19 protein-coding genes and 1 pseudogene are annotated in these 25,073 nt (G+C 67.7%); 7 read left to right on the top strand and 13 right to left on the bottom strand.

What is annotated here, in order from left to right:
- Positions 1-4 precede the first annotated feature (4 nt).
- From ACSQ2F_RS12330 to ACSQ2F_RS12310, 5 genes are all read right to left on the bottom strand, one after another.
- Positions 5-883, bottom strand: a complete 879-nt coding sequence (locus ACSQ2F_RS12330; protein WP_436023159.1) for an alpha/beta fold hydrolase — start codon at positions 881-883, stop codon at positions 5-7.
- A complete protein-coding gene (locus tag ACSQ2F_RS12325; RefSeq protein WP_436023157.1) occupies positions 883-1,704 on the bottom strand; it encodes a peptidase in 822 nt (273 codons plus the stop codon). Before ACSQ2F_RS12325 ends, ACSQ2F_RS12330 begins: the two co-directional genes overlap by 1 nt.
- On the bottom strand, positions 1,701-4,310 hold the full coding sequence (gene mutS / locus ACSQ2F_RS12320; protein WP_436023155.1) for a DNA mismatch repair protein MutS: 2,610 nt from the start codon (positions 4,308-4,310) through the stop codon (positions 1,701-1,703). Before mutS ends, ACSQ2F_RS12325 begins: the two co-directional genes overlap by 4 nt.
- Positions 4,311-4,579: 269 nt before the next feature.
- Positions 4,580-5,389 (bottom strand): TIGR04325 family methyltransferase, encoded by an 810-nt coding sequence (locus tag ACSQ2F_RS12315; RefSeq protein WP_436023153.1) that lies wholly within the window; start codon positions 5,387-5,389, stop codon positions 4,580-4,582.
- Positions 5,390-5,587: 198 nt separating this feature from the next.
- Positions 5,588-6,601, bottom strand: a complete 1,014-nt coding sequence (locus tag ACSQ2F_RS12310) for an inositol monophosphatase family protein (protein WP_436023151.1) — start codon at positions 6,599-6,601, stop codon at positions 5,588-5,590.
- Between the two features lie 174 nt (positions 6,602-6,775).
- On the opposite strand from ACSQ2F_RS12310, the gene ACSQ2F_RS12305 reads away from it, so the two are divergent.
- The 3 genes from ACSQ2F_RS12305 (at position 6,776) to ACSQ2F_RS12295 (ending at position 9,550) form a co-directional block, all read left to right on the top strand.
- Complete coding sequence (locus ACSQ2F_RS12305) at positions 6,776-7,489, top strand: RNA methyltransferase (RefSeq protein WP_436023149.1); 714 nt, start codon at positions 6,776-6,778, stop codon at positions 7,487-7,489.
- Between the two features lie 68 nt (positions 7,490-7,557).
- A complete protein-coding gene (gene cysE / locus ACSQ2F_RS12300; RefSeq protein WP_436023147.1) occupies positions 7,558-8,322 on the top strand; it encodes a serine O-acetyltransferase in 765 nt (254 codons plus the stop codon).
- Positions 8,323-9,040: 718 nt separating this feature from the next.
- On the top strand, positions 9,041-9,550 hold the full coding sequence (locus ACSQ2F_RS12295; RefSeq protein ID WP_436023145.1) for a hypothetical protein: 510 nt from the start codon (positions 9,041-9,043) through the stop codon (positions 9,548-9,550).
- A gap of 290 nt (positions 9,551-9,840) precedes the next feature.
- Here ACSQ2F_RS12295 and ACSQ2F_RS12290 read toward each other — a convergent pair whose 3' ends face one another.
- The 4 genes from ACSQ2F_RS12290 to yjgA form a co-directional block, all read right to left on the bottom strand.
- Complete coding sequence (locus ACSQ2F_RS12290) at positions 9,841-12,072, bottom strand: helicase-related protein (protein WP_436023143.1); 2,232 nt, start codon at positions 12,070-12,072, stop codon at positions 9,841-9,843.
- 81 nt (positions 12,073-12,153) lie between these two features.
- Entirely contained in the window at positions 12,154-14,784 is a 2,631-nt protein-coding gene (locus ACSQ2F_RS12285; RefSeq protein WP_436023141.1) for a putative bifunctional diguanylate cyclase/phosphodiesterase, read from the bottom strand.
- A gap of 95 nt (positions 14,785-14,879) precedes the next feature.
- A complete protein-coding gene (gene mog / locus ACSQ2F_RS12280) occupies positions 14,880-15,482 on the bottom strand; it encodes a molybdopterin adenylyltransferase (RefSeq protein ID WP_436023139.1) in 603 nt (200 codons plus the stop codon).
- A complete protein-coding gene (gene yjgA / locus ACSQ2F_RS12275) occupies positions 15,466-16,038 on the bottom strand; it encodes a ribosome biogenesis factor YjgA (protein ID WP_436023137.1) in 573 nt (190 codons plus the stop codon). The genes mog and yjgA overlap by 17 nt, the downstream gene beginning before the upstream one ends.
- A gap of 183 nt (positions 16,039-16,221) precedes the next feature.
- Between yjgA and pmbA the strand changes: the two genes are divergently transcribed.
- Positions 16,222-17,610 carry a metalloprotease PmbA gene (gene pmbA / locus ACSQ2F_RS12270; RefSeq protein ID WP_436023135.1) on the top strand — a complete coding sequence of 463 codons (1,389 nt, stop codon included), beginning with the start codon at positions 16,222-16,224 and terminating at the stop codon, positions 17,608-17,610.
- 155 nt (positions 17,611-17,765) lie between these two features.
- The gene (locus tag ACSQ2F_RS12265; RefSeq protein ID WP_436023133.1) at positions 17,766-18,848 is read left to right on the top strand and encodes a TRAP transporter substrate-binding protein; all 1,083 of its coding nucleotides are present in this window, start codon (positions 17,766-17,768) and stop codon (positions 18,846-18,848) included.
- Positions 18,849-19,719: 871 nt separating this feature from the next.
- Here ACSQ2F_RS12265 and ACSQ2F_RS12260 read toward each other — a convergent pair.
- Positions 19,720-20,193: pseudogene (locus ACSQ2F_RS12260) on the bottom strand (GreA/GreB family elongation factor).
- Between the two features lie 244 nt (positions 20,194-20,437).
- On the opposite strand from ACSQ2F_RS12260, the gene ACSQ2F_RS12255 reads away from it, so the two are divergent.
- The gene (locus ACSQ2F_RS12255; protein WP_436023131.1) at positions 20,438-20,839 is read left to right on the top strand and encodes a hypothetical protein; all 402 of its coding nucleotides are present in this window, start codon (positions 20,438-20,440) and stop codon (positions 20,837-20,839) included.
- Positions 20,840-20,912: 73 nt separating this feature from the next.
- On the opposite strand, the gene ACSQ2F_RS12250 is transcribed toward ACSQ2F_RS12255, so the two are convergent.
- Complete coding sequence (locus ACSQ2F_RS12250) at positions 20,913-21,311, bottom strand: hypothetical protein (RefSeq protein ID WP_436023129.1); 399 nt, start codon at positions 21,309-21,311, stop codon at positions 20,913-20,915.
- Positions 21,312-21,429: 118 nt separating this feature from the next.
- Between ACSQ2F_RS12250 and ACSQ2F_RS12245 the strand changes: the two genes are divergently transcribed.
- A protein-coding gene (locus ACSQ2F_RS12245) for an IS3 family transposase (RefSeq protein WP_436023127.1) occupies positions 21,430-22,706 on the top strand; the annotation gives its coding sequence in 2 pieces (ribosomal slippage) (positions 21,430-21,760 and positions 21,760-22,706; 1,278 coding nt in all).
- 634 nt (positions 22,707-23,340) lie between these two features.
- Here ACSQ2F_RS12245 and ACSQ2F_RS12240 read toward each other — a convergent pair.
- Both ACSQ2F_RS12240 and ACSQ2F_RS12235 read right to left on the bottom strand, forming a co-directional pair.
- Positions 23,341-23,727, bottom strand: a complete 387-nt coding sequence (locus ACSQ2F_RS12240; protein WP_436023125.1) for a hypothetical protein — start codon at positions 23,725-23,727, stop codon at positions 23,341-23,343.
- 104 nt (positions 23,728-23,831) lie between these two features.
- On the bottom strand, positions 23,832-24,965 hold the full coding sequence (locus ACSQ2F_RS12235; protein ID WP_436023123.1) for a DUF1615 domain-containing protein: 1,134 nt from the start codon (positions 24,963-24,965) through the stop codon (positions 23,832-23,834).
- Between the last annotated feature and the right edge of the window lie 108 nt (positions 24,966-25,073).

Raw genomic sequence — 25,073 nt, 5'->3', positions numbered from 1 at the left:
GTGGTCAGGAGGCGGCTGGGGCCTCGAACAGGGATAGCCAGCGCAGCACCTCGGCGGACGTCTCGTCGGGCCGCTCGAAGGGGTAGAGGTGGGTGCCGTCGATCCAGGATACCCGGCCGTGCGCGATGCGCTCGGTCGCCAGCATGCCGACCTGGCGCACCTCCGTGGAACGCGTGCCACCGATGAAGGCGAGCGGGCACTGCAGCGGGTGTGAACGCAGGAAGCGGGGGATGTCGTGCGGCAGCGTGTTGTAGATGTCCGTCTCGACCTCGCGCCGGAACGCCAGGGTGTGACCGCGCTCCATCGACGGCGGCGCGGGCTCGATGCCGCAGGCGATGTAGTCCTTCAGCACGTCCGGGTCCCAGCGGGCGAAGGCGTCCTTGCTGGCGAAATGGTGATGCGCCGCCTCGACCGTCGGCCAGTGATGCCGACGGCGCTGTGACACGTGGCCCGGCGAGAAGCGGGCGCCGAAGCCGGTCGACTTGGCGAACTGCACCATGGTGCCCACCAGCCCGCCGATGATGGGCGAGTCGAGCAGCACGACGCCACAGGCCAGGTCGGGGCGGCGGGCGGCGGCGAGCACGCTCAGGAAGCCGCCCAGGGAATGGCCGACGAAGTAGGCCGGGCGCCCGACTTCCTTCTCGGCGAAATGGATGAGCTGGTCGCGCAGGCGCGGCCAGTGGTTGCTGACCGGGTACTTCGGGTCGTGGCCGTACTTCTCGACGGCATGCACCTCATGGCCTGCCGCCCGCCAGACCTCGAAGAGCTTGCGGTAGGTGCCGGCCGGAAAGCTGTTGGCGTGCGAGAAGACGATGGGGGGCAGTGAGCCCGTCGCCGCAGGTGCCGCGGCGGCCGGAGCGCGGGAAGGATTCTTCTTGGGCATCAGACGATCTTGTCACCGGGGCCGTGGATCTTGCCCATGGGTTCATAGCGGCTGGGGGAGCGCAGCGGGTAGGTGGCGGCGTCTGCACCCCACTGCGGTTCGTCGATCGCCTCGAACACCTGGCGCAGCTTCTGGCCCCAGGCGCCCCGGATCATCGCGAAGTACGGGTTGTGTTCGTCGATGCAGACGATCTTCTCGGTGGCGAGCGTGTTGGCCTCGTAGACCAGCAGGTCGAGGGGCAGTCCGACCGACAGGTTCGACTTCAGCGTCGAGTCCATCGACACCAGGGCGCACTTGGCCGCCTGGTCCAGCGGCGTGTGCGGGTTGATCATGCGGTCGAGCACCGGCTTGCCGTACTTCGATTCGCCGATCTGGAAGAAGCAGGTCTCGCGCGTGGCCTCGATGAAGTTGCCGGCCGAATAGACCAGGAACATGCGCATCGGCTCGCCGCGGATCTGCCCGCCCAGGATGAGCGAGGCGTTGAAGTCGATGCCGGCATGCTGCAGGGCCCGTGCGTCCTGGTCGTAGATGCGGCGAATGGCGCTGCCCAGCACGCGCGCCACGTCGAACATGCTGGTGGCGTTCCAGATGGTGATGGGCGGCTCGTTGCCGTTGTCCAGCTTCTCGACCTGCAGGATCTCGCGCACCGACTGCGAGATCGACAGGTTGCCGGCCGACAGCAGCACCATGAAGCGGTCGCCAGGCTTCTCGTAGACCATCATCTTGCGGAAGGTGCTGATCTGGTCCACGCCCGCGTTGGTGCGGGAGTCGGACAGGAACACCAGGCCCGCGTCGAGTTTGATGCCGATGCAATAGGTCATGGGGCGGTTTCCAGCGTCTGGAGGTTCTTCAGGCGATACAGCGCTTCGAGCGCTTCCTTCGGGGAGAGCATATCGGGGTTGATGCCGGCCAGCGCCCGGTCCACGTCGGACGGTTCGGGCGCCGCCACGGCCGCGGGTGCGGCGAAGAGGTCGACCTGGGCGCTCGCGGCCTCCTTGCTCGTCTCGAGGGCCGAGAGGGTGTTGCGGGCTTGGCGGACGAGGGTGGCCGGCATGCCGGCCAGGCGCGCCACCTGCACGCCGTAGCTGCGGCTGGCCGGCCCGGGCTGGATGTCGTGGAGGAAGACGATGTCGTCCCCGTTCTCTGCGGCGGACACGTGCACGTTCACCGCCTGCGGATGTTTGAGCGGAAACTCCGTCAGCTCGAAGTAGTGCGTCGCGAAGAGGGTGAAGGCCTTGTTGCGGTCGTGGAGGTGGCTGGCAATGGCGCCCGCCAGCGCCAGGCCGTCGAAAGTGGAGGTGCCGCGGCCGATCTCGTCCATGAGTACCAGCGAGTGCTCGGTGGCGCCGTGGATGATGGCCGCGGCTTCGACCATCTCGAGCATGAAGGTGGACTGGGCGTTGGCCAGGTCGTCGGCCGCGCCGATGCGGGTGTGGATGGCATCCATCGGCCCCAGGCGGCATTGCGCGGCCGGCACGAACGAGCCCATCGCCGCGAGCAGCGCGATCAGCGCCACCTGGCGCATGAAGGTGCTCTTGCCGCCCATGTTGGGGCCGGTGATGACGAGCATCTTGCGGGTGGCGTCGAGCCGGCAGTCGTTGGCCATGAAATTGCCGCCCCCCGTCTCCTGAAGCCGCGCCTCCACCACCGGGTGACGGCCGGCCTGGATGGAGATGCAGGGTTCGCGCACGAACTGCGGGCGGCACCAGTTGAGGGTCCCCGCGCGCTCGGCAAGCGCTGCAAGGGCGTCGAGCGAGGCGAGGGCGCGGGCCAGGGCTGACAGTGCCTCGATGTGGGCCTGCAGGCCGTCGATCACCTGTTCGTAGAGCAGCTTCTCGCGGGCGAGCGACCGGTCCTGCGCCGAGAGCGCCTTGTCCTCGAACGCCTTGAGTTCCGGGGTGATGAAGCGTTCGGCGTTCTTGAGCGTCTGGCGGCGCTGGTAGTCGGCCGGCACCTTGGCGGCCTGCCCCTGCGTGACCTCGATGTAGAAGCCGTGCACCCGGTTGAACTGCACCCGCAGGTTCGGGATGCCGGTGCGCGCGCGTTCACGGGTTTCGAGTTCGAGCAGGAAGCTGTCGCAGTTCTGGCTGATGCCGCGCAGCTCGTCCAGCTCGCCGTCGAAGCCGGGAGCGATGACGCCGCCGTCGCGCAGCTGCACGGCCGGTTCTTCGGCGATCGCTGAGCGCAGCAGTGCCTCGATCGCGGGCGCAGGCGACAAGCCCTCCGCCAGCCGATCGAGCAGCACCGAGTTGCCCACGGGCACCGTCTCGCGCAGGCGGGGCAAGGATTCCAGCGTGGCGCGCAACCCGGCCATCTCGCGCGGGCGCACCTGGCGCAGCGCCACGCGGGCGGTGATGCGCTCCACGTCGCTGATGCCGCGCAGGGCCTCGCGCAGCGGATCCAGCGTGCCGCGCATCAGCACCTCGAGCGCGTCGTGCCGCTGCATGGCGACGGTGCGATCGCGCAAGGGGTGCGTGAGCCAGTGCCGCAGGGCGCGGCTGCCCATGCCGGTGAGGCACGTGTCGATCAGCGAGAGGAGGGTGGGCGAATCCTCGCCACGGAGGGTCTGCGTCAGCTCGAGATTGCGATGGGTGCTGGGCGGCAGGTCGATGAGGTGGCTCGCCCGCTCGACGGCCAGGGTGCGCACGTGCGCCAGGGCCTGCCCCTGCGTGTGCTCCGCATAGCTCAACAGCGCCGCGGCGGCCGCGTGCGCCACCGGCACGTCGTGCGCATTGAAGCCGGCCAGCGTGCTGACGCCGAGCTGCTCGCAGAGCTTGCGCTCGCCGAGCGTCGTGTCGAACTGCCACGCCGGCCGGTGCGTCACCGAGAGCCGCGCTTGCGTGAGCGCGGGCGGCACGGCATCGCGGTCGACCAGCGCTTCTGCGGCATTGAGCCGCGACAACCAGCCCGGCAGCTCCCGCTCGCTGCACTCCGTGAGCCCCAGCTGCCCGTTCGACAGCCCGAGCCAGGCGAGGCCATAGGTGACCACGCCGCGCTGGCTGCGCCGTGACAAGGCCAGCAGCAGGGCGTCCCGCTTGTCGGCGAGCAGTTCGGTGTCCGTCACCGTGCCGGGAGTCACCACCCGCACCACCTTGCGTTCGACCGGGCCCTTGGCGGTGGCCACATCGCCGACCTGTTCCGCGATGGCCACGGCCTCGCCGAGCTTGATGAGCTTGGCGAGGTAGTTCTCGACCGCATGCACCGGGACGCCGGCCATCACCACCGGCTCGCCGCCGCTCTGGCCGCGCGTGGTCAGGGTGATGTCGAGCAGGCGGTTCGCCCGGCGCGCATCCTCGAAGAACAGTTCGTAGAAATCGCCCATCCGGTAGAACACGAGCGTCTCGGGGAAGGACGCCTTGATGCGCAGGTACTGCTGCATCATGGGCGTGTGGGCGCTGAGGTCCGGAAGCGTGGTGGCGTCGGTCATGCCGTGCGGGGGCGGTGGGTGGGCGAAGCGGCGTATTGTCCAGCACGGCGGCCGCCCGCTGGCGATCGCGCCGACATTTCCGCCGCTTTGGCGGTCCGCCCTTGTGGGCAACCCTGGGGACAAGCCGGGGGCAGGCTGTGGGCGGCCGGTGGACACGCGGTGGACACGCGCGCCCGCGCAGCCCGTTGCAACGGCCGGGCTGTGCGCAACCCTGTGGACAAGCTGGGGGCGCCCTGGGGGCGCGCGGTGGACGGGCTGTGGACGGAGGATCACACCGCCAGGTCGAAGCAGAAACCCGTGTAGTGGTCCAGGTCCAGCCCGGTGGTGAGCGGCAGGGTCAGGCGCTTGCCGGGGTTCTCCCATTCGTCGCGCTTCACGTAGCCGAGCGAACTCGCCTCGTGCAGCAACTCGTCACGTGCCATCACCCGGTAGGGACAGATCGCGGTGCCGATGCTGTTGAGCGTGATGTAGCCCTGTGTGGGATGGACCGGCGTGATGTTGAGCACGATGCGGCGAGGCCGGACATGCAGGCCGGCCAGCAGTTCGCTCAGCTGCTGCGGCAGGTATTGCAGGCTGCCGGACAGGTAAAGCACGTCCTGGCCGCTCGCGGCATTCGCATCGGTGGTGAAGCTCAGGTGGCCGTCGGGATCGCGGGCGGTGGCGAGTTCGCGACCCCGCGTGACCACCGCGGGCACGTCGCACACGGTCCACCGCAGGTCGTGCGGGTAGGGCAGGACGCGGCGAAAGGCGAAGTACTTGAGGCCGATGTGCCCCCCGAGGTCGAAGATGCTGCGCAGACCCTCGTCGAGCGAGCGCGTCAGCCAGAAGAGCGCCGGGTAGTCATGGGGGTAGAGGCAGGGCAGGTAGAGCTCGGCCGAGGCGGCGTTGTCGTACCCGAGGGGGCGCGTGCCCGGCGCGTCGCGGGCCGCAGCCTCGAAGCTCTCGTAGACACCGAGGAACAGGTTCTCGTCCCGGTTGTCGGCGAAGTGCCGCCTGCAGGCCTGCTCGCGCAGATGGCGCAAGCCAGGGACGTGGTCGAGTGGGTGAGCCGTTCGAACCGGATGCAGTGTGACTGCCATGGCGTCCTCCGTTGTGCTGCGCTGCGCGGCAAGTGGAGTGCCTGTCGAAGAGTGGTCCCCCGGTCAGAACGTGGCCGTCATTAAGCTTGGGCCGTAGTGCGCCATCGCTTGCGCGATTCGACGCAACATCATGATCAGCGCGTACGGTGCGCGGCGTCGGGCGACGCCGCGCACGCTTGCTTCTGGCCCCGCTGCCCTTCAGCGTCCCGCGTCGTCGTTGGGCGTCACGTCGGACTTGCGGATGCGAACCGCCCGCTTCTTGAGCGCGGCAGCACGCGCCTCGGGCGACTGCGCGTCCGCTTCGGCCTTCGCGAGGGCGGCCTCGGGGCTCCAGTCAGGCAGGGTCTGCGCGGCCTGGTCGGCGGCATCCAGCGGTTCGACGCCGAGGGTGTTCTTGTCGTCGCTGATGACGCGGCTGTACTTCGACAGCAAGCCTACCAGCTGGCCGTACACCTTGGGGTTGCCGGCCACCACCTCGCGCTGGTACATGAAGTCCGCTTCGCCCGTGAAGTTGCCGATGAGGCCGCCGGCTTCCGTGATCATCAGCGAGCCGGCGGCGATGTCCCATGGGTTCAGGCCGGTCTCGAAGAAGCCGTCGTAGTTGCCGGCGGCCACGTAGCAGAGGTCGAGCGCGGCGGCGCCCGGGCGGCGAAGGCCGGCGCAGCTCACCATCACGTCCTCGAACATCTTCATGTAGCGCTTGAAGTTGTCGCCCTTGCGGAAAGGAAAACCGGTGCCAATGAGGGCATCCGACATGCGGGTGCGGCGCGAGACGCGCAGCCGCTTGTCGTTCAGGAAGGCGCCACGCCCCTTCGATGCGTAGAACAGGTCGTTGCGGGTCGGGTCGTAGACGACCGCCTGCTGGATCTGGTCGCGGTAGGCGAGGGCGATGGACACCGCGTAGTACGGCATTCCGTGGATGAAGTTGGTGGTGCCGTCGAGCGGATCGATGATCCAGACGTATTCGCTGTGGGGCGCGCCATGCGTGCGGCCCGATTCCTCGGCGAGGATGCCGTGCCCCGGGTAGGCGCCCAGCAGGGTCTCGATGATGATGGCCTCGGCCTTCTGGTCCACCTCGGTGACGAAGTCGTTGGGGGACTTGGTGCTGACCTTGAGCAGGTCCAGGTCGAGCGATGCCCGGTTGATCAGCGACCCGGCTGCGCGCGCCGCCTTGACGGCGACATTGAGCATCGGGTGAAGCGTTTGCGACATGGGTGGTCCTGCAAAAGGAGGAAGGGAGGCCGGCGAGGAAGAAAGAGCGAGCAGCGGCGAGGGTATCGCCGTGCGGATAATGCGAGTTTACCCTCGGCATGAGGGTTTCGTCATTGTGAATGGCGCGTGCCATGGCGTCCTGCCGGGCGAATGTCGCGCCGAACGAAGGCCTCCATGGACAGCACCCGCTTCATTCTCGTCAACACCAGCCACCCGGGCAACGTGGGGTCCACCGCCCGCGCCATGAAGGTGATGGGCTTCTCGGACCTGGTCCTCGTGGCGCCCCGGTTTCCCGACGTGCTGGTGCAGGAGGAGACGGTGGCGATGGCCAGCGGGGCGGCCGACATCCTGGTTCGCGCGCGGATCGTGCCCACGCTCACCGAGGCGCTGGACGGCGTCACCTTCGCCTGCGCCACGGCCATGACCCCGCGGGACTTCGGTCCGCCGACGCGGGCGCCCCGAGAGTTGCTGCCGGAGCTTGCGGCCGGCGGCCACCGTGTGGGCTTCGTGTTCGGGTCCGAGCGATACGGCATGTCCAACGAGGACGTCTACCGCTGCCATGCTTGCCTCAGCATCCCGACGCACCCGGACTACGGCTCGCTGAACCTCGCCCAGGCGGTGCAACTGCTGGCCTACGACTGGCGCCAGGCATTGGGCGGTTTCGCGGTGGCGGCCCGCACCGTCGATCCGGCGCTGGCCGATGCCGCCGCCGTGACCGGCCTCCTCGCCCACTGGGAGCGCGCCCTCACCGAAGTGGGCTTCCTCGATCCGACCGCGCCGCGCAAGCTCATGCCCCGGCTCAACCAGCTGTTCAACCGCGCCCAGTTGACCACCGAGGAAGTCCACATCCTGCGGGGCATCGCGCGGGCGATGGCCCCCTCGGCGTAGCCGACCCCACCGGGGCGCAGCCCGGTGCCCGCCGGTACACTGCGGGGCCGAACCCTCTCCGACGATCCATGTTCCAGCGCCTTCGTGAAGACATCGCCTGCATCCTGGAGCGCGACCCCGCCGCGCACTCTGCCTGGACGGTGCTCACCTGTTATCCCGGCCTGCATGCCATCGTCATGCACCGCTGGGCCAACGCCTTCTGGCGCCGGGGCTTCCGCTGGGCGGGCCGCTTCATCTCGCACCTGGGTCGCTTCTTCACCGGCATCGAGATCCACCCGGGTGCCACCATCGGCCGCCGTGTCTTCATCGACCACGGCATGGGGGTCGTCGTGGGCGAGACGGCCGAGATCGGCGACGACTGCACCATCTACCAGGGCGTGACCCTGGGCGGCACGTCGCTCACCAAGGGCGCCAAACGGCATCCCACCCTGGGCCGCGGCGTGATCGTGGGCGCGAATTCGCAAGTGCTCGGTGGCTTCACCGTAGGCGACGGCGCCCGCGTTGGGTCAAACGCCGTGGTCCTCAAGCCGGTGCCTGCGGGTGCCACCGCCGTCGGCAACCCCGCCCGCGTGCTGCTCAAGGAAGTGGAAGCGCAGCGCGAGGAAGCCGCCGCCCGCATGGGCTTCTCCGCCTACGGCGTGACCCAGAACGACGACCCGCTCTCGCAGGCCATGAAGGGCCTGATCGACAACGCCGCCGGCAATGCCCACCAGATCGCGATGCTCTGGGCCGCCATCGAACGCCTCTCGCCCGTCAAGCAGGACTGCCTGCCCACCGACGCGCAGACCACCGAGTGTTTTGATGCTGAGCGGCTCAACCAATTAATGAAGTGAGCCCCCCAGTCGTTTCACTCCTGCCCCCAAGGGGCGCCCCGGGTCGTCCGGCTGGAATGTTGGCCCCGCAGTCGTTTCACTCCTGCCCCCAGGGGGCGCCACGGGTCGTCCGGGAGACCCGGACTCGCGTGTGGCTTGATGGGCGCTTCGCTGGGCTCGGCGTCACGGCCTTTGCACGAGGGCCGGCTGATGCGGCGCGGGGCGCTGTTGGCAGTTGAGCGCCCGAACACAAGAGCTTCTGATCAAGCAGATTTGGAGAGACGTCCTGGCATGCTCCGGTCCTCGGCGTTCACCGCGCGTAAGACCTTCACATTACCAACGATACGAATAAGCTGAAGCTGGTGTTCAGGCGCTTCTTTGAGCACTTTCTTGTCGCGACAAGAAAGTGCTACGGCTGCCGGGCCGAGACCCGGCGCGGCGGTGCCGCGGAGACATCGCATCGGACAACGCCACAGCATTGCGCCGCCCTCCACCGACTGAGGTGGCGCGCCGGGCAGGTGATGCCCGCCCCTACGCGCCGCAGCCGTGCCGCAAAGGAGCGGTGTGTAAGCACCAATCGCTGACCTCGAGTTGCGCCCGAATGAGCAGGTAGTGGCTCTCTGGTGCGTCAGTGAATCCTGACAGGGTGATCAGACATGGCCGATGTGCGCCGGCGGGTGGAGTGCCTAAGCTGTCTTTACCGCTCGCCAACCGGCGGGCTTCTTTCAAGGAGCAAGACATGACTTCGCACACCATTGACGAGAAGACCAAGAAGACGGCCACCGGCGTGGGGGCTGCCGTGGGCGGCGCCGCGGGCGGCGTGGCCGGTGGCATGGCTGCAGGCGCAGCGATTGGCGGGATGACCGGGCCGGTGGGCGCGGTGGTGGGTGCCGTGGCCGGTGCGGCCGTGGGCGCAATGGCTGGCCGTGGCGTCGCCAAGGCGGCCGACCCGGACGTCGAGGAAACCTACTGGCGCGACAACTACTCGGGCCGTCCCTACGTGGCCAGCGGCCAGACCTATGACGACTACGGCCCGGCCTATCGCTATGGTGCGGAGGCGTACAACCGCCATCCGGGCCGCCGCTTCGACGAGGTCGAGAACGACCTGGGCCGCGACTGGGACACCTCGCGCGGCCGCTCGAGCCTTCAGTGGGAACACGCCAAGCACGCCACGCGCGATGCATGGCAGCGCGTGAGCGATTCGGTCGAACGCGCCATCCCGGGCGACTCCGACCGCGACGGTCGCTGATCGCCGAGTCCCCGCGGCCTCATTCGAGGCGCGGCGGGGACTCAAGGGTTCGTGCAACACCGGCCTCGCGTCTGACGCGGGGCCGTTTCGTTTGACGCCACTGCACCTTCTTTGCGGTGACAGCGCCGTGGGGTCGCAGCGCCGTGGGGTCGAGCGCCGCGGTGTCGGGTCTCCCATATTGCGGACATGCAGCAGCGGGCTTCACGTGCAACTCGGCGACCCAACACTGGAGCGAACGGCAAGGGTCAAGCGCCCGCGGTTGTCCCGGATCGTGCTTTTTCGGCGACCGTTCAGCGCCGTGAGCGCGTGAACGCCAACGGCTTCTTGCCCTTGAGCTGCCGCTCGATGCCGTCGTTGAGTCGCTCGCGCAGGCTCACCACCGCGTCGACGTGGCCGTAGATGCCGGGGAAGCGCAGGTCGAGCCACAGCCACAGCGTGCATGAGCGCAGGGCCTGCTCCATGCGATCGAGGCGGCTGTGCTCATCCACGCTGTCGAGGAACCAGGGCTGACCCGCGCGACCGACGGTGGCATGGGCCTGGGCCCAACCGAGGAAGGCTTCGACCTGAGATTCGGTGCGGGTGTCGACCGGGGCCTGCGCGTAGGTGAAGCGCTCGCGCAGGGTGAGGCGGCCCGCGGTGCGGTCGAGCTGGTCGGCGAGTTCGAGCATCTGCTCCAGCTCGGCCACCTCGAAGTGCGCGTTGTCGAGCTGAAGCTGGCCCATGAAGATGCCGAGCACTTCGCGAAGCCGGGTCTTGCCCAGGCGGGAGGAGATGGTGTCGATGTGCCAGCCGTTCGGTGCGACGGGCGCCTTGAACTGGCGCGGGGCGCGCGGCTGGCGCGGCAGCAGTTCACGCAGCATCTTCATGGCCGACGGCTCGGCCTCGGCCAGCACGCTGGTGAAGCCCTCCTCGTGCATCCCGTAGCGGCCGGCACGGCCCGCGATCTGGTGCACCTCGGACTCGGTCAGCGAGCGGTCGCCCTGGCCGTCGAACTTGTTCATGGTGGAGAACAGCACCCGACGGATCGGCAGGTTCAGGCCCATGCCGATGGCATCGGTCGCCACCAGCACCTGCGATTCGCCGGTGGCGAAGCGTTCCGCCTCGCGGCGGCGCACTTCCGGTGGCAGGGCGCCGTAGATGACCGACACGGTGAGGCCGTTGGCGGCCGCGATGCGGTCCCGGATGGTCAGCACGTCGCGGCGGCTGAACGCGACCACGGCGTCGCCCTTCTTCAGGTTGGCCAGGGGAACCGGCCCGGGCAGCAACTGCACATGCTGCTTGCGCTGGAAGCGGATGACCTCGCTCGTCTCACCGCACAGGCCCAGGAGGTTCTCGATGGCCGTCACCGCGTAGGCCGAGCAGATGATGATCACCTCCTTGGCCGGCACCGCGACGATGGCCTGGGTCCAGGCCCAGCCGCGCGACGGGTCGAAGATCATCTGCGCTTCGTCGATCACAGCCACGTCGATGAGCTTGTTCGTGCCGACCATCTCGATGGTGCTCGACACCAGCCCCGCGCCTTCGACGGGCACGCTTTCCTCTCCGGTGAGCAGGGAACAGGCGACGCCACGCCCCTGCAGCCGGTCCCGCCCTTCGAGCGCGAGCAGGCGGAGCGGCGCGAGGTACGCGCCGCTGCCGGCCGTGGCCAGGCGCTCGAACGCGGCGTGGGTCTTGCCGCTGTTCGGCGGGCCGACAAAGAGCCGCACCTTGCGGCCCAGGCGACGCGCCTTGGCAAAGGTGTCGGGGTAGCCGTGGAAGGCCAGTTCGCTGGTCAGGCTGTCGAGCGTGTCGAGTTCCTTGACCCGGTGCTCCCAGCGCACGAGGGCGCGCGAGCAGCCGGCGATCAAGGAATCGAGCGGCTGGGGCTTGGCGCATTCGGCGAGCAGGCCGGGCAACAGCGAGGGCAGCTGGTGCGGACGGTGGGCCTCGCCGTGGCGTGCGAGCTGCTCCAGATGGGCGATGAGCGCCTCGGCGTCTTCGTAGGCCGGCGGGTCGCCCAGGGCGCCGATGAGCGCGTCCTTGTCGCCGTCTCGGTAGAAAGCCCACACCGGCTCGGCCGCCTGCGGCACGAGGAAGTGCACCGGCACCTGCCAGCCGGGTGTCGGCACCGTCAGCACCTGGCGCGCGTTGCGTTCCCACGCCATGCCGCGCCGCGTGATGCCGAGCGTCTCCAGCGTGGCCGTGCGGTCGAGGATCACGGCGCGGATGACCTTCCCCTTGAGCTTGTCCTTCTGGGCTGCAAGCGCATCCAGCTGGGCGATGGCCACGTCGATCAGGTCGGGATGGATCCAGCGGCTGGGGCGGGCACCGGGCACCACCTCCTGCAGTTCGATGAAGCCCAGGCCGTCGAGGTGGTCCTCGAAGTCAGGGGTGTTCTCGGGCACGAAATCCAGGGGAGTCACCACCTGCGGCAGGTGGTAGGCCGCTTGCCGGATGCGGTGCAGCTGTTCGGCAGTGACGTGCGCGGGAAGACGGCGGAAATGGCGGGGGTCGGGCAGGGAGTCGGGCTTGGGAGCGGGCATGGAAACAACACGGACACCGCGGCGCGGCTCAGGGGGCGAACTCTACCCTGTGCGGGCGGTGCTGCCCGCGATGCGGTCTTGTCAGGCCGGCGGCGCGGCGGCGTGCGCCTGCAGCAGGGCCGCGAATGCGCCCGGTTCCACGGGCCGGCTGAAGAGGTAGCCCTGCATCTCGTCGCAGTCGCGCGCGACGAGGAAATCACGCTGGGCCTCGGTCTCGACGCCCTCGGCCACCACCCGCAGGTTGAGCATCTTGCCGAGCGAGATGATGGCCGAGGCGATGGCCTGGTCGTCGGGGTGGCTGGCGACTTCGCGCACGAAGGAGCGGTCGACCTTCAAGGTGTCGATGGGGAAGTTCTTGAGCTGACCGAACGAGGAATAACCCGTGCCGAAGTCGTCGATGGCCAGGCGCACGCCCAGTGCCTTCATGGCCTCGATCTGGCGCCGGGCCCGTTCCACGTCGTGGACGATCATGCCCTCGGTGATCTCGAGTTCCAGGTACTGCGGTGCGAGGCCGGTCTCGGCGAGCACCGATTGCAGGGTCTCCAGCAGGTGCTGGTCATGGAACTGCCGGGCCGACACGTTGACCGCGACGTGAAGCGGGGGCAAACCGTCGCGCTGCCAGGCCATGGCCTGGGTGCAGGCTTCGCGCAGCACCCAGGCGCCGATGGGCACGATGAGGCCCGTGGCCTCGGCCACCGGAATGAAGGTGGCCGGCGGCACGTGGCCGAGGGCGGCGTTGTGCCATCGCAGCAGCGCCTCGGCGCCGCAGATGTGGCCCAGGCGCAGGTCGACCTTGGGTTGGTAGTGCAGGGTGAACTCCTGCCGCTCCAGTGCGCCGCGCAACTGGGCCTCGAGCGCCAGGCGCTCGAGCGAGCGGCTGTCGAGGGCGTCGTCATAGATCTGGAAGACGTTGCGCCCTTCATCCTTGGCCTGGTACAGGGCCGCGTCGGCATGCTGCAGGAGCGAGGTCTCGTCCTCACCGTGGACAGGGTAGAGCGCCCCGCCGATGCTGGCGGTCACGCGGCATTCGAAACCCAGCAGCGGGAACGGCGTGAGCATGGCCGACAGCAGCTTGCGGGCCGCGCGCGCCACCTGCGCCGCGTCTTCGACCTCCTGCAGCAGCACCACGAACTCGTCGCCACCGACATGGGCGACCACATCACTGGCGCGCAAAGTGTCGCGCAGGCGCTGGCCGGCGGCCTGGAGGAGCTGGTCCCCCGCGGCGTGGCCAAGGCTGTCATTGATGGCACGGAAGCGATCCAGGCCCACGTGGAGCACCGCGAACTGGCGCGCATAGCGGCGGGCGGTGGGGATGGCGAGCGACAGCAGGTGTCCGAACATGGCGCGGTTCGGCAGGCCCGTGACGCTGCTGTGCGAGGCCATGTGCTGGGCGCGGGCCTCGGCGAGCATCTGCGCGGTGATCTCCCGCGTGACCCCCCGGTAGCCGGTGAAGCGGCCGGCCGCATCGCGGATTGGCTCGCCACTGACGCTGATGTAGAACGTCTTGCCGCTGGGCAGCGTGCCCTGCATCACCACTTCCCGGAAGGGCTGGTGGGCGTCCAGCATGGCGCGGTAGGCCTCCCAGCTGCTGCCATCGTGCAGGTTGACCTGGCTCTCCCAGATCGGGCGGCCGATGAAGGTCTGCTGGAAGGCGTCGGTGCGGGCGTGGCGGTTCTCCATGCGCACCAGGCGATGAGAGACGTCCTGCTCCCAGTACCAGTCGGACGAGATGCTGGTGAGGGCGCGAAAGCGCGCCTCGCTTTCGCGCAGCTCGGCTTCGATGCGGCGGCGCTCGGTGACGTCGCGCAGGATGCCCCGAAAGCCGACCGGGCGGCCGTGCGGATCGCGCACCAGCTGCACCGAGCCTTCCACCTGGACCCGATGGCCCTTGCGATGGACGTACTCCCACTCCTCGTTGCGGCGGGACACGCCGGTGAGGTAGACCTCGTTGAAGGCCTTGAACACCCGGGCCGCCATGTCGGGCGTCTGGCGCACGCGGTTGTCGCTGGTGATCATCTCGCCCGGCTCGTAGCCCAGCATGCGGTTGAAGGCGGCGTTGTGGTAGACCGGCTTGCCCCGCACGTCCACTTCGTAGTAGGCGTCCTCGATGGTGTCGAGGATGGCGCGGTACTTCTCCTCCGCTTGTCGTGCCTCCTGTCCGGACGCCGCGCGTTCGGCTTCGAGCAGCAACTTGTCGAGCGCGACGCCCACCAGCCCGCCCATGCGCTGCAGTCGCGCCAGCAGCACGGCGTCGCACGGGGCGCCCTCCGACCACAGCACGAGCACGCTCGTGGGTGCATGGTGGCGCCGCAAGGCGACGGCGAGGCCAGTGGCGTCGGGGGCGTGCGCCTTGAGCGCCGGCCAGGCGGTGGCGGCGTGCGGCCCGCAGCCTGCACCGCTGCGCCAGGTTCGCGCCACCCAACCCCAGGGGTCGCCGGGAATCTCCTTGGCCAGGAAGCGGATCTCGCCGAGCCGCGCCGCCTGGAAGCCTGCGGCGGCCTCCACGGCGAGCCATCCCACGTTGGCGTTCGGGCTGACGATGAAGGCCGACACGAAGCCGCCCCGCGTGACGGCACATTCGCAAAGGTGCTGCAGCAGCTGGGGGGCGGCCGAAGCGACGGCGATGGCGTCTTCCACTGCGTCCAGAAAACCGTCCAGGGACACGCGAGGTGGCGTGTCGGCGGGCGGGACGGCCTGGGCAGGCGGGACCATCGGGGCGTTCCTTCAGGGGTGGGGAGGCCAGGCCATGATGGCAGTGATCCGTGAGCGCTTCAAGGCCGCATCAACCCGCGGGGCCGCCCACCGGCTCAGCTGCGCCGCGCCGACTTCGGCCGGAAGGCGGCGCAGACCGTGTCATCCGTCACCAGGTACGGACCGCCGATCAGATCGACGCAGTACGGCACGGCGGCGAAGATGCCCGGCACGGGTGGGGTGGCGCGCGGCAGGCCCTCGAGCGTTTCGGCAATCGACTTCGGCTGCCCCGGCAGGTTCACGATGAGCGACTTGCCGCGCACCACCGCCGTCTGGCGCGACAGGATGGCGGTCGGCACGAAGGCGAGGCTGATCTGGCGCATCTGTTCGCCGAAGCCGGGCAGCACCTTGTGGGCGACGGCCAGCGTCGCCTCGGGTGTCACGTCGCGCGGCGCGGGCCCGGTGCCTCCGGTCGTGAAGACGAGGTCGCAGCCGGCCACGTCGACCAGCTCGCACAGGGCCGCGCTGATGGTGAACTGGTCGTCCGGGATGAGGCGGGTTTCCCACTCCACCGGATTGAACAGAGCGTGGGCCAGCCAGGCCTGCAGCGAGGGGATGCCCTTGTCCTCGTAGACGCCACTGGAGGCGCGGTCGCTGACCGACACGAGGCCGATGCGCACCGGCTCGAAGGTGGGGGTGGGCTCACTCGTCGGCGTCATGGTCGGGCGCTTCGTCGGATTCCTGGTCGGAGACGGTGTGGGTCTTGATGAACTGGAACAGCTCGCGGTAGGCGCGGCCGCTGCGCTGCTCGGGCTCGGCGGCCGCGTCCTTGCGGGCGGCGCGGATCAGGCTGCGCAGCTGCTGCAGGTCGGTGTCCGGGTGCTCCGACGTCCAGCGGGTGAGCGCGTCGTCGCTTGCGATGAGTTCGGCACGCCAGCGCTCGGCCTGGTGCAGGGCGAGCGAGTCCTTCGCGTGGCCCAGCTGGAAGGCGGCCACGGCTTCGCGGATGGGCTCGACCTCGACGCGGCGCATCAGCTTGCCGATGTACTGCATCTGCCGGCGTCGGCCCTCATGCGAGCGGGTGCGCTTGTACTGCTGCACCGCATCGAGGAGCGGCTCGTCCAGGCGCAGGCTCTGGAGCTGGCCTTCGGAAAGGGCGACGAGCTGCTCGCCGAGCGTCTGCAGCGCGTGCGACTCCTGCTTGAGGCGCGTCTTGCTGGGCCGCTCGTAGCCGGGGTCGTCGTAGTCGGGAGCGTTGTCGTCGGGGGAGGGCATGAGGGGCGCGGGCGAAAGGTGCAGCAGAACGGGCAGGGCGGTGAGGCAAGCGGGCGAGGCGCCCTGGCCGGCCTCGGACCCGGCCGGAACGGCCCTGCCGGGATGGTTGCTGCCATTGTCGCCGGTATGATAGCCGCGGCCCTTGCGGGCCCTCTTTTCTTCCCAGCTTCCGGCCCTGACCGCATGCCCACCTCCCAGACCCCCGCCCACGGTTTTTCGTACGGACGCGCCACGTTCGAGCAACTGGTCGAAGACGCCCTCGCGCATGCGAAGAAGCTCGGGGCCAGCGAAGCCGGGGTCGAGGTGTCCGAAGGTGCGGGACTGTCGGTCTCGGTGCGCAAGGGCGAGATCGAGAACGTCGAGCGCAACCGGGACAAGTCCCTCGGCGTCACGGTCTACATCGGCCGCCAGCGGGGCAACGCCAGCACGTCCGACTTCTCCCGCGCAGCGCTCGAGCAGACGGTGCAGGCCGCCTATGACATCGCCCGCTTCACGGCGGAGGACCCGGCTGCCGGCCTGCCCGAGGCCGACGACCTCGCGACGCCCGAACAAGCCGCGCGCGACCTGGACCTCTTCCACCCGTGGGCGATCGATGCGGCGGGCGCCGCCGAACTGGCCCTCCGCTGCGAAGCGGCCGCGCTGTCCACCGACCCGCGCATCACCAACTCCGAAGGCGCCGGCGTCTCCGCGCAGCAGTCGCACTTCTTCGCTGGCAACACGCGCGGCTTCCGCGGGGGCTATGCGAGTTCTCGTCATTCGCTGTCGGTGGCGCCCATCGCGTCGCTGCCCGGCCGCGGCGGCGACGACATGCAGCGCGACGCCTGGTACAGCTCCATGCGCTCGGCCGACGAACTGGCCGCACCTGAGGCCGTGGGCCGCTATGCCGCCGAACGGGCGCTGTCGCGACTGAAGTCTCGCAAGATCAAGACCTGCGAAGTGCCGGTGCTGTTCGAGAACACGCTGGCCGCTGGCCTGCTGGGGGCGTACGTGCAAGCCACCAGCGGTGGCGCCCTGTACCGCAAGTCCACCTTCCTGCTCGACAGCCTGGGCAAGCCCGCCATGGCGTCGCACCTCGACATCCACGAAGACCCGCACATCCCGCGCGCCAAGGGCAGTGCCCCCTTCGACGACGAAGGCGTGCTGACGCAGGTGCGCGACGTGGTGCGCGAGGGCGTGGTGCAGAACTACTTCCTGTCGAGCTACTCGGCGCGCAAGCTCGGCATGCGCACCACGGGCCATGCCGGCGGCTCGCAGAACCTCGTCCTCACCAGCCGGCTCACCGAGGCCGGCGACGACCTCGACGCCATGCTGCGCAAGCTCGGCCGCGGGCTGTTCGTCATCGAGCTCATGGGGCAAGGCGTCAACTACGTGACCGGCGACTACTCCCGCGGAGCCGCCGGGTTCTGGGTCGAGAACGGCCGCATCGCCTACCCGGTGCACGAGATCACCATCGCCGGCAACCTGCGCGACATGCTGAAGGGCATCGTGGCGGTGGGCGCCGACGCCTACACCATGGGCACCAAGACCATCGGCTCCGTGCTGATCGACCGGATGAAGATCGCCGGCTCGTGATGTTTGACCGATGAAGCCGGCTCGCAGCGATTGCGACGTCGCGGGGGGCCGCACGACCGGGGTAAATACCGGGCGGAGTGGCAGGAGCCCCCTCCTAGAATCCCGCCGATCTGCCCCGTTCGGGGCAAACCCTTAGTTCTTGACCAGGAGTTTCCATGGAACGTCGTTCCTTCATCCGCCAGACCGGCATCGCCGGCGTGCTGGCGGCCGGGGCCGCACCGGCCGTCGTCCACGCCCAGGCCAACGTGCGCTGGCGCATGGCATCGAGCTTCCCCAAGTCGCTCGACACCATCTACGGCGGCGGCGAGGTGTTCGCCAAGAAGGTCGGCGAGATGACGGGCGGCAAGTTCCAGATCTCGGTGCATGCCGGCGGTGAACTCATGCCGCCGCTGGGGGTGCTCGACGGCGTGCAGGCCGGCACCGTGGAGTGCGGCCACACCGTGCCGTACTACTACTTCGGCAAGGACCCGACGTTCGCCATCGGCGCGTCCATTCCGTTCGGCCTCAACAGCCGCCAGATGAGCTCGTGGATGATGGAGGGCAACGGCCTGAAGCTGATGCGCGAGTTCTACTCGAACTACAACTTCATCAACTTCCCCTGCGGCAACACCGGCGCCCAGATGGGGGGCTGGTTCCGCAAGGAGCTCAAGACCCTGGCCGACATGAAGGGCCTGAAGTTCCGCATCGGTGGCTTCGCCGGCAAGATCATCGAGCGCCTCGGTGGCGTGCCCCAGAACCTGCCGGGCGGCGAGGTGTACCAGGCGCTCGAGAAGGGCACGATCGACGCAGCCGAGTGGGTCGGCCCGTACGACGACCTGAAGCTCGGCTTCTACAAGGTCGCCCCCTTCTATGTGTACCCCGGTTGGTGGGAAGGCGGCCCGCAGGTCGACATGTTCATCAACAAGAAGGCCTGGGACGGTCTGTCGCCCGAATACAAGGCCATCGTGGAGGCCGCCTCGACCTACACCCACATGGACATGCAGGCCAAGTACGACGGCCGCAACCCTGCTGCCCTCAAGCAGCTCGTGGCGAACAAGACCAAGCTCGTCGCCTTCCCCAAGGCCGTGATGGACGCCGCCTTCAAGGAGTCGATGGAGGTCTACGCCGAGCTGTCCGCCAGCAACCCCGCCTGGAAGAAGATCTACGCCGACTACTCGACCTTCCGCAAGGACCAGAACCTGTGGTTCCGGTTCTGTGAGGCGCGCTTCGACAGCTTCATGCAGTCGGCGAAGCTCTGATCGCGACGGGTTGATGGCCATGGCGGCGGCCCGGGAGGGTGCCGCCATGACACGGGACGTGCGGACACCAAGCACAGCGGCCAGTCGGATGGCACCCGCCGTGGCCCGCGTGGAGCTCAAGTCTCGGACTGCTGCCCATACCCGGTCTCTCAATGGGAGGCCCGAGGCACGAGTCCGACTTTGTAGGATCATCCGGGACGTTGAGCTCGGCCGACCCTTTGCAGATCTCCGCGTGTGCACGCAGACGGACGCGCTAACACTCAGCAGGATGTTCCGCCTTCCGCGGAACGACGCGCATGCCTCGATTCAATCGAGCGCTCACGGAGGCAGACCCCGCGAGGCCGAGCCTGGCGAGAAGTCCTGGCGTCATCACGTCCTCGGCGCTCGCCGCGCGAGTCCCGCGGAGAAGGAGCAGCAGGGCCGAATAAGCTGAAGCTGGTGTTCAGGTGCTCTTTTGGTGACGTTTCTGCACCAGCAGAAAAGTTACTCGCCCGCCGGGGCGAACTCCCGGCGCGGTTTCACGCAGGAGAGAGACGATGGCGGTCGCGGAGGACAGGGTCAATTCATCCCTGCAACAAGGGAGGGTCGAGTCTCCCGTTTTGCAGATCGGCATTGGCCGATGCAAAAAGGCAGACCTGACCCCGGCCCTTCCAGTTGTGCCTGGCCAGTGAGGCCCGAGACACGCGCTGCCCAATCGGTCACTCACGACCGTCACAGCGGCAACGTCTGAGACCACGGGATCGTCTGTTTGAGCCTGACAGCGGAAGCAGAGCCACGGTCCTGGAGCCTGCCGGATCGTGCAGCATCGTCCGCTGGCCCATGCCCTCATGGGAGCTCTTTCTGATCGATTCGGCGTGAACTTGCTGGCGGCTTAAAGCACCCGCAGCACCTCAAACTGCTGTCGGATCGGTATCGACACCTGATCACCCTCGCATTTGCCCAGCATGGCCATGCCCAACGGGGCTTTGCTGCTGATGACCTAAACGAGCCGCGAGCCGCTGATCAGCTTCATGCTGCCCCCATCCGGGCCGAGAAAGAGCTGTTGCTGCTTGTCATCGGAGTCAGCGAGGCATACCAGCGCGCCGAGCTGTATGCCTTTGCTGGGGTCGTAGGGGAGCGGGCGGAATTGGCGCCAGTTCGCCATGGCTTGGCGGATCGCTTCAGCACGACGAGCTTGGCCGGTAGCGAGGTAGGCAGCCTCGAGACCCAATGTGTCGTATCTGTTCTCGGAAACGTTCTCTTCGTGAGTCGCCGTTTCATGGGCCGCCCGCGCTGCCTGTTCGGCTTGCAGCAGGTCTGCTGCGAGACGTTCCAGCACCTGCTGCTGCAGCAAGAATTTGTCCATGATGAATGGTAGGCGGCTCGAACAAGCGGGGGCGGACTTGATTACAACAAAGTAGGGTCAAGTCTCCCATTTTGCAGATCCGCATTGGCGATGCAAAAAGGCAGACCCGACCCCGGCCCTCGAGACGCGCGGTGCCAGCGGGTTGCCCGCGTCCGTCACGGCGGCAGTGTCCGATAGAGTGGGATCGTCTGTTCCAGGCTGACCGCGGTCATCGACTCCGGCGTCCCGCAGGTAAGCTGTGCGCATGAAACTGTTCAGCGCATTCCGCTCCCTCGCTCCATTTGGTTCAAGGCGCCGCGACGCGCAATCGCCTGCAAAGCGCTTGCAGGTTTGGGAGCTGGTCGTCGGACCGACCGTGCTGGGCCAAATGGAGTTCCTCTCGTACGAAACGCCATGGATCACGGCATTCTTTCGACCGACCCCTGATTTTCAAAGGTGGGTGCCGCTGATCGAATGGCTGAAGCAGCGCGAGGCCGCGCAGGACGACGACGACGAAGAGCAGCCGACTCCGCCTGAAGTCGAGCTCCTGTTGGTCGAGAAGCACGCTGCAGGAGGGCTTGTGGCCATTGAGCGCGAAGATCCGAGCGAGCCGAGAAGGACCGTGTTCCACTTCAACGACGATTTCACCCTCGTCAGTTTTCGCTGACGTGTGGATAGCGTCCTTCGCTGTCGGGGCGACAGAGCCGCTTCAGGTTGAAGGGGCCGGTTCGCAGGCGTCCTCACCCCGTCGTGTGCCAATACAGGAATACGAAGTCTGTCGAAGACTCGCACGCAAAGCACTCTTCCGTCCCGCTGAGCTTTGGCTCAAGCCAGAGCAGCCGATGGACCTCCGCAGGAGGTTCAAAACCCAGGATCTCTTCCCGTGGAAAGCACAGAGCCGACCCTGCCCGCAGGCGGCGGTCGTACGCGATCATCCACGGTTCCGGATCACAGGTCGCGACCTCCAGCCCATCCAGTGCCTCCACCGTCAATCCTTGATGGCGAATGATCGCAAGCAGTGCCACCGCAGCAAAGTGATGAACAGAGTCGAACGAACTCTTCTGTCCCCTGATGAAGTAGTTCTCTTCACACTCGCCGCGAGATCGGTCGACGACGGCAATCTGGACGCAGTGATCCATGCCTTGAGGCAAGGCAAGGTGTGCAAGGACCTGGCGAGCGAGCACGGTGTGAGCTGGCCCCCTGAATGACCGGACGCAGCCTATCGCTTATCTTACGGATAGGAATAGGACTGTGAGTATGACTAGGCATACGGAGACCATCGAGGTCATCACGAGGGACCAGCGCCGCAGGCGTTGGTCCCTGGTCGAGAAGGCCGCGCTGGTGAAGCGCACGTACGAGCCCGGCATGAGCGTGTCGCTCGTGGCCCGACAGGAAGGCGTGTCGGCCAGCCTGCTGTTCCAGTGGCGCAAGCTCGAACGGCAAGGTGCTCTGACGGCCGTCTCCGCCGGCGAGGCCGTGGTCCCGGCGTCGGAGCTGGCCGCGGCGCGGGTGGAGATCGCGAAGCTGCAGCGCGTGCTCGGCAAGAAGACCTTGGAGAACGAGATCCTCAAGGAAGCAGTGGAGTACGCCGCCGAAAAAAAGTGGATTGCGCGCTCGCCCTTGTTGCCCGGGGACGAGGAATGACGCGCGTGTGCGAGGCACTCGGTTTGGCGCGATCAAACGTTCATGCACGCGCGAACCGATCCGAGTCGTGGGCCGATGGCCGCACGCAGCGAACGCCCGACACCGACGAGCAGTTGCTGACGGACATCCGCGAGCAGATCGCTGCGTTGCCCAGCTACGGCTATCGGCGCGCTTGCGCGCTGGTGAACCGCCAACGCGCGAGGGTCGGCGGAGCGCGCGTGAATCCAAAGCGCGCGTACCGCGTGATGTCCGGCAGCGGGCTGCTGCTGCCCAGAGCCCCAAGGCGTCGCCAGTCCAGCAGGCCTCATGAGGGCAAGGTCGCGGTGCCGGCGAGCGATCTGCGCTGGTGTTCCGACGGGTTCGAGATCAAGTGCGACTCCGGCGAGACGGTGACGGCGACCTTCGCGAAGGACTGCTGTGATCGAGAGATCCTTGCCTTCCGCGCGTGGAACGGCAAGGGCCTGCCTGGCGAGCCGGTCTGCGAAATGCTCATCGAGGCCGTGGAGAAGCGCTTCGGCAGCGTTGAGGCGATCCCTGCCACGCACACGCTGGAGTTCCTCAGCGACAACGGCAGCGCGTACATCGCTCACGCTACGAGGAACGTGGCCAGGTCGCTGGGACTCAAGCCGATCAACACGCCGGTCTGCAGCCCTCAGAGCAACGGCATGGCCGAGAGCTTCGTGAACACGTTCAAGCGCGACTACGTCAGCCGGATGGACCTGAGCGATGCCGTCGTCGTGCTGGCGCAGCTTCCGGCCGCGTTCGAACACTTCAACGAGATACACCCGCACTCGAGCCTCAAGATGAAATCGCCGCGCGAGTTCAGGCGGCACCTTGCTGAGCAATCCCGCCGCCCTCAGCTCGAACAACCGGCGCTACATTGCGCATAGGCTGCGTCCGGGAATGCAGGGGCAAGATCAGGTGTGGGGCGGTGGAGAGTCCATGTGGGGATGCTAGCGCTGCACGCCCGGTTCAGGCGCTGAAAGCGGTCTGCAGCACCTCGCTGTACTGATTGGGGGAAGCAGCACTCGTCAATCGCAGAGTGCCCCTACAACAGGTGGTTGGACTTCCACTCCTGGGTCCACGCATACACCTCCACATGGTGAACGGAACAATGGTTGTCCTCCCGCTCGCTAGCGAGCATCGACGTGGTCAATTCGAAGCCGGCGCAATCCGCAGAGCGGAGGTGTTCATGATCGCACTCGCCGGCGTCAAGGCTTTTCAGGAGCGCGTCCAGGCGGTTTCGCAAGAACTCCAAGCCATCGCGATCCGCGTGCACGGTTGCCGATTGACCATCGGAACCAGAGGTGACGCTTAAGAGGTACGGGGGCTCATACATGCTGACCCAATGGAATGGAGGTTGCGATTGTGTCAGGACCACGTACCGCGGATGTTGCTACTTCACAGTATCGACTGCCCGGAATGTTGCTCCCTCGATCGTGTGGAGCGTGGTGCTTGGAGACCGTCTGCTTCCGCTGTGCATGTCGGCGGTCCCCTTCAGGCTGGAAGCGTTTGGTCGGCCTTCTATCGGCACTGCGTTGGCTGCCAGCGTTCAATCCAGTCAAGAACCTGGTTGGTCGTGGCACCAACAACTGAAGGCCACAGATCCAGAGCGGCCAGCTTGACCGTTGGGAGGCTCAAGCTGCGCACGGCTTCTCGGGCGGTCAATACGGCGGCCCGCTCCGGGCGAGCGCATAGTTTCAGCAGCACGCGAGCACTTGCAACGGTGTCTATGCCGCCCAGGAGGTATGCCATGCGCTCTTGCAGGTCGCCTGCAAGTAGCACGACTTGCCGCTCGAATCGATCCCACTCATCAGGTGACAGTCGCTCGACCTGGCATTGCACTTCATCGAATTCGACGTCGGACCAGAAGTCATCGGAGGCCCGCGCTACACGCTCGAAATCGATCACTCCGTCTCCTGGGAACTTCAGCGCCGAATGCCAAGGGCGCTTCACGGTGGGAGCGGGCCTTCCATGAAGCATCACACTTCGACATCATGAACTTTAACGCGGGTTCAACGGCGCACCAGTGTCCCGAGCCGCTCGATACACCGCCCGTGCCGCTCATCCACCCGCGATGCGAACCACTGGGTGGTCAGCTTGCGAGTGATCTTGGGGCTCTTGAGGGCGATGCGCGGCACGACGGCCCTGGGCAGCTTGCGGCCGTCCAGTTCTTCGGCGTAGGCGAACACGCGCTCGTAGAGCGCGGTGGTTTCGAAGCTCGCTTCGTCGCCACGTTCGAGGGCGCGTCGCACGTCGCCTTCGCTGAGCTTGAGCCGGCCGGCGATGGTCATTGCAGCGCGCTCGGTTTCGCCCATGCGTGCATCGGACGAGCGAGAGACGAGGTCGCCGTCAAGGGCCAGCGTCAGGCCGGTCGCCACGGCCAGGGCATTCTGGAAGGCGGCGTTGCGGCTCGCGAGGCGGCCGGCGTTGAAGTCCGCGAAGCGGTAGATCGGCGCGTCGTAGGGCGCCTCGTAGCCCAGCAGGTGGGCGGCGCCGAAGTACAGGCCGCCGCGCCGGGTGAACACCTCGCGGCGAATGGAGTCGTTCACCTCGTAGGGGTAGCGCCGCGCCTCGGCGTGGGCCCGGGCAAACGCGATGCTGACCTGCATGGGCCCGCCCGTGCGCACGGGGTTGCTGTCGCCGAAGAAGCGCTTGCCCATCGGCACCATGCCGATGAAGTCCTCGAAGACCTGGCTCAACTGACCTTCCGTCTTGACCGCGTTCAAGCGCTCGGCATAGCTGCGGCCGTTCGGGGAGTCGACGCTCAGTGCGGCCCGGACGGCGAGCATCGGCACGCCAGCCTCGTCAGCGCGGCGCTCGATTTCCTTCCACGCGATGGATGACAGGCCCGGAACGGCAGGGTCCGCCTTGTAGCCGGACTCCTGCTCGACGATGGCCATCACCGCGCACAGGTTGGGCACCGTGGAGGGGATCTCGAGGGTGGCCAGGGCCGCGTGGATGTCCGTGGCCCAGCCGGCGGGGTCGGGGACCCGCTCCTGCAGCAGCGCCGTCACCGCGCGGCGCGCCTCGGTGGGTCCGAGCCCGTCCGGTCTGGGCGCGGGTGCCGGTCCGGCGCATCCGGCCAGGACGGTCGCCATCGCCAGGACGATGGAGGCAGGGAAAGGGGCGCAGCGGAAGGCGGGCATGGATGGCGGCAGGGGCGATCGGTTCGACCCCCGAATCTACTGCAGGCGGCGCGCCGGGCTACGTTGAACGATCGTCGCGTTCGGGAACAGCGCTTGCCCTGCTCTGGC

The sequence above is a fragment of the Rhizobacter sp. LjRoot28 genome, assembly GCF_964253025.1.
Lineage (GTDB): Bacteria > Pseudomonadota > Gammaproteobacteria > Burkholderiales > Burkholderiaceae_C > Rhizobacter.
This window is presented reverse-complemented; position numbering and strand designations above follow the sequence as displayed.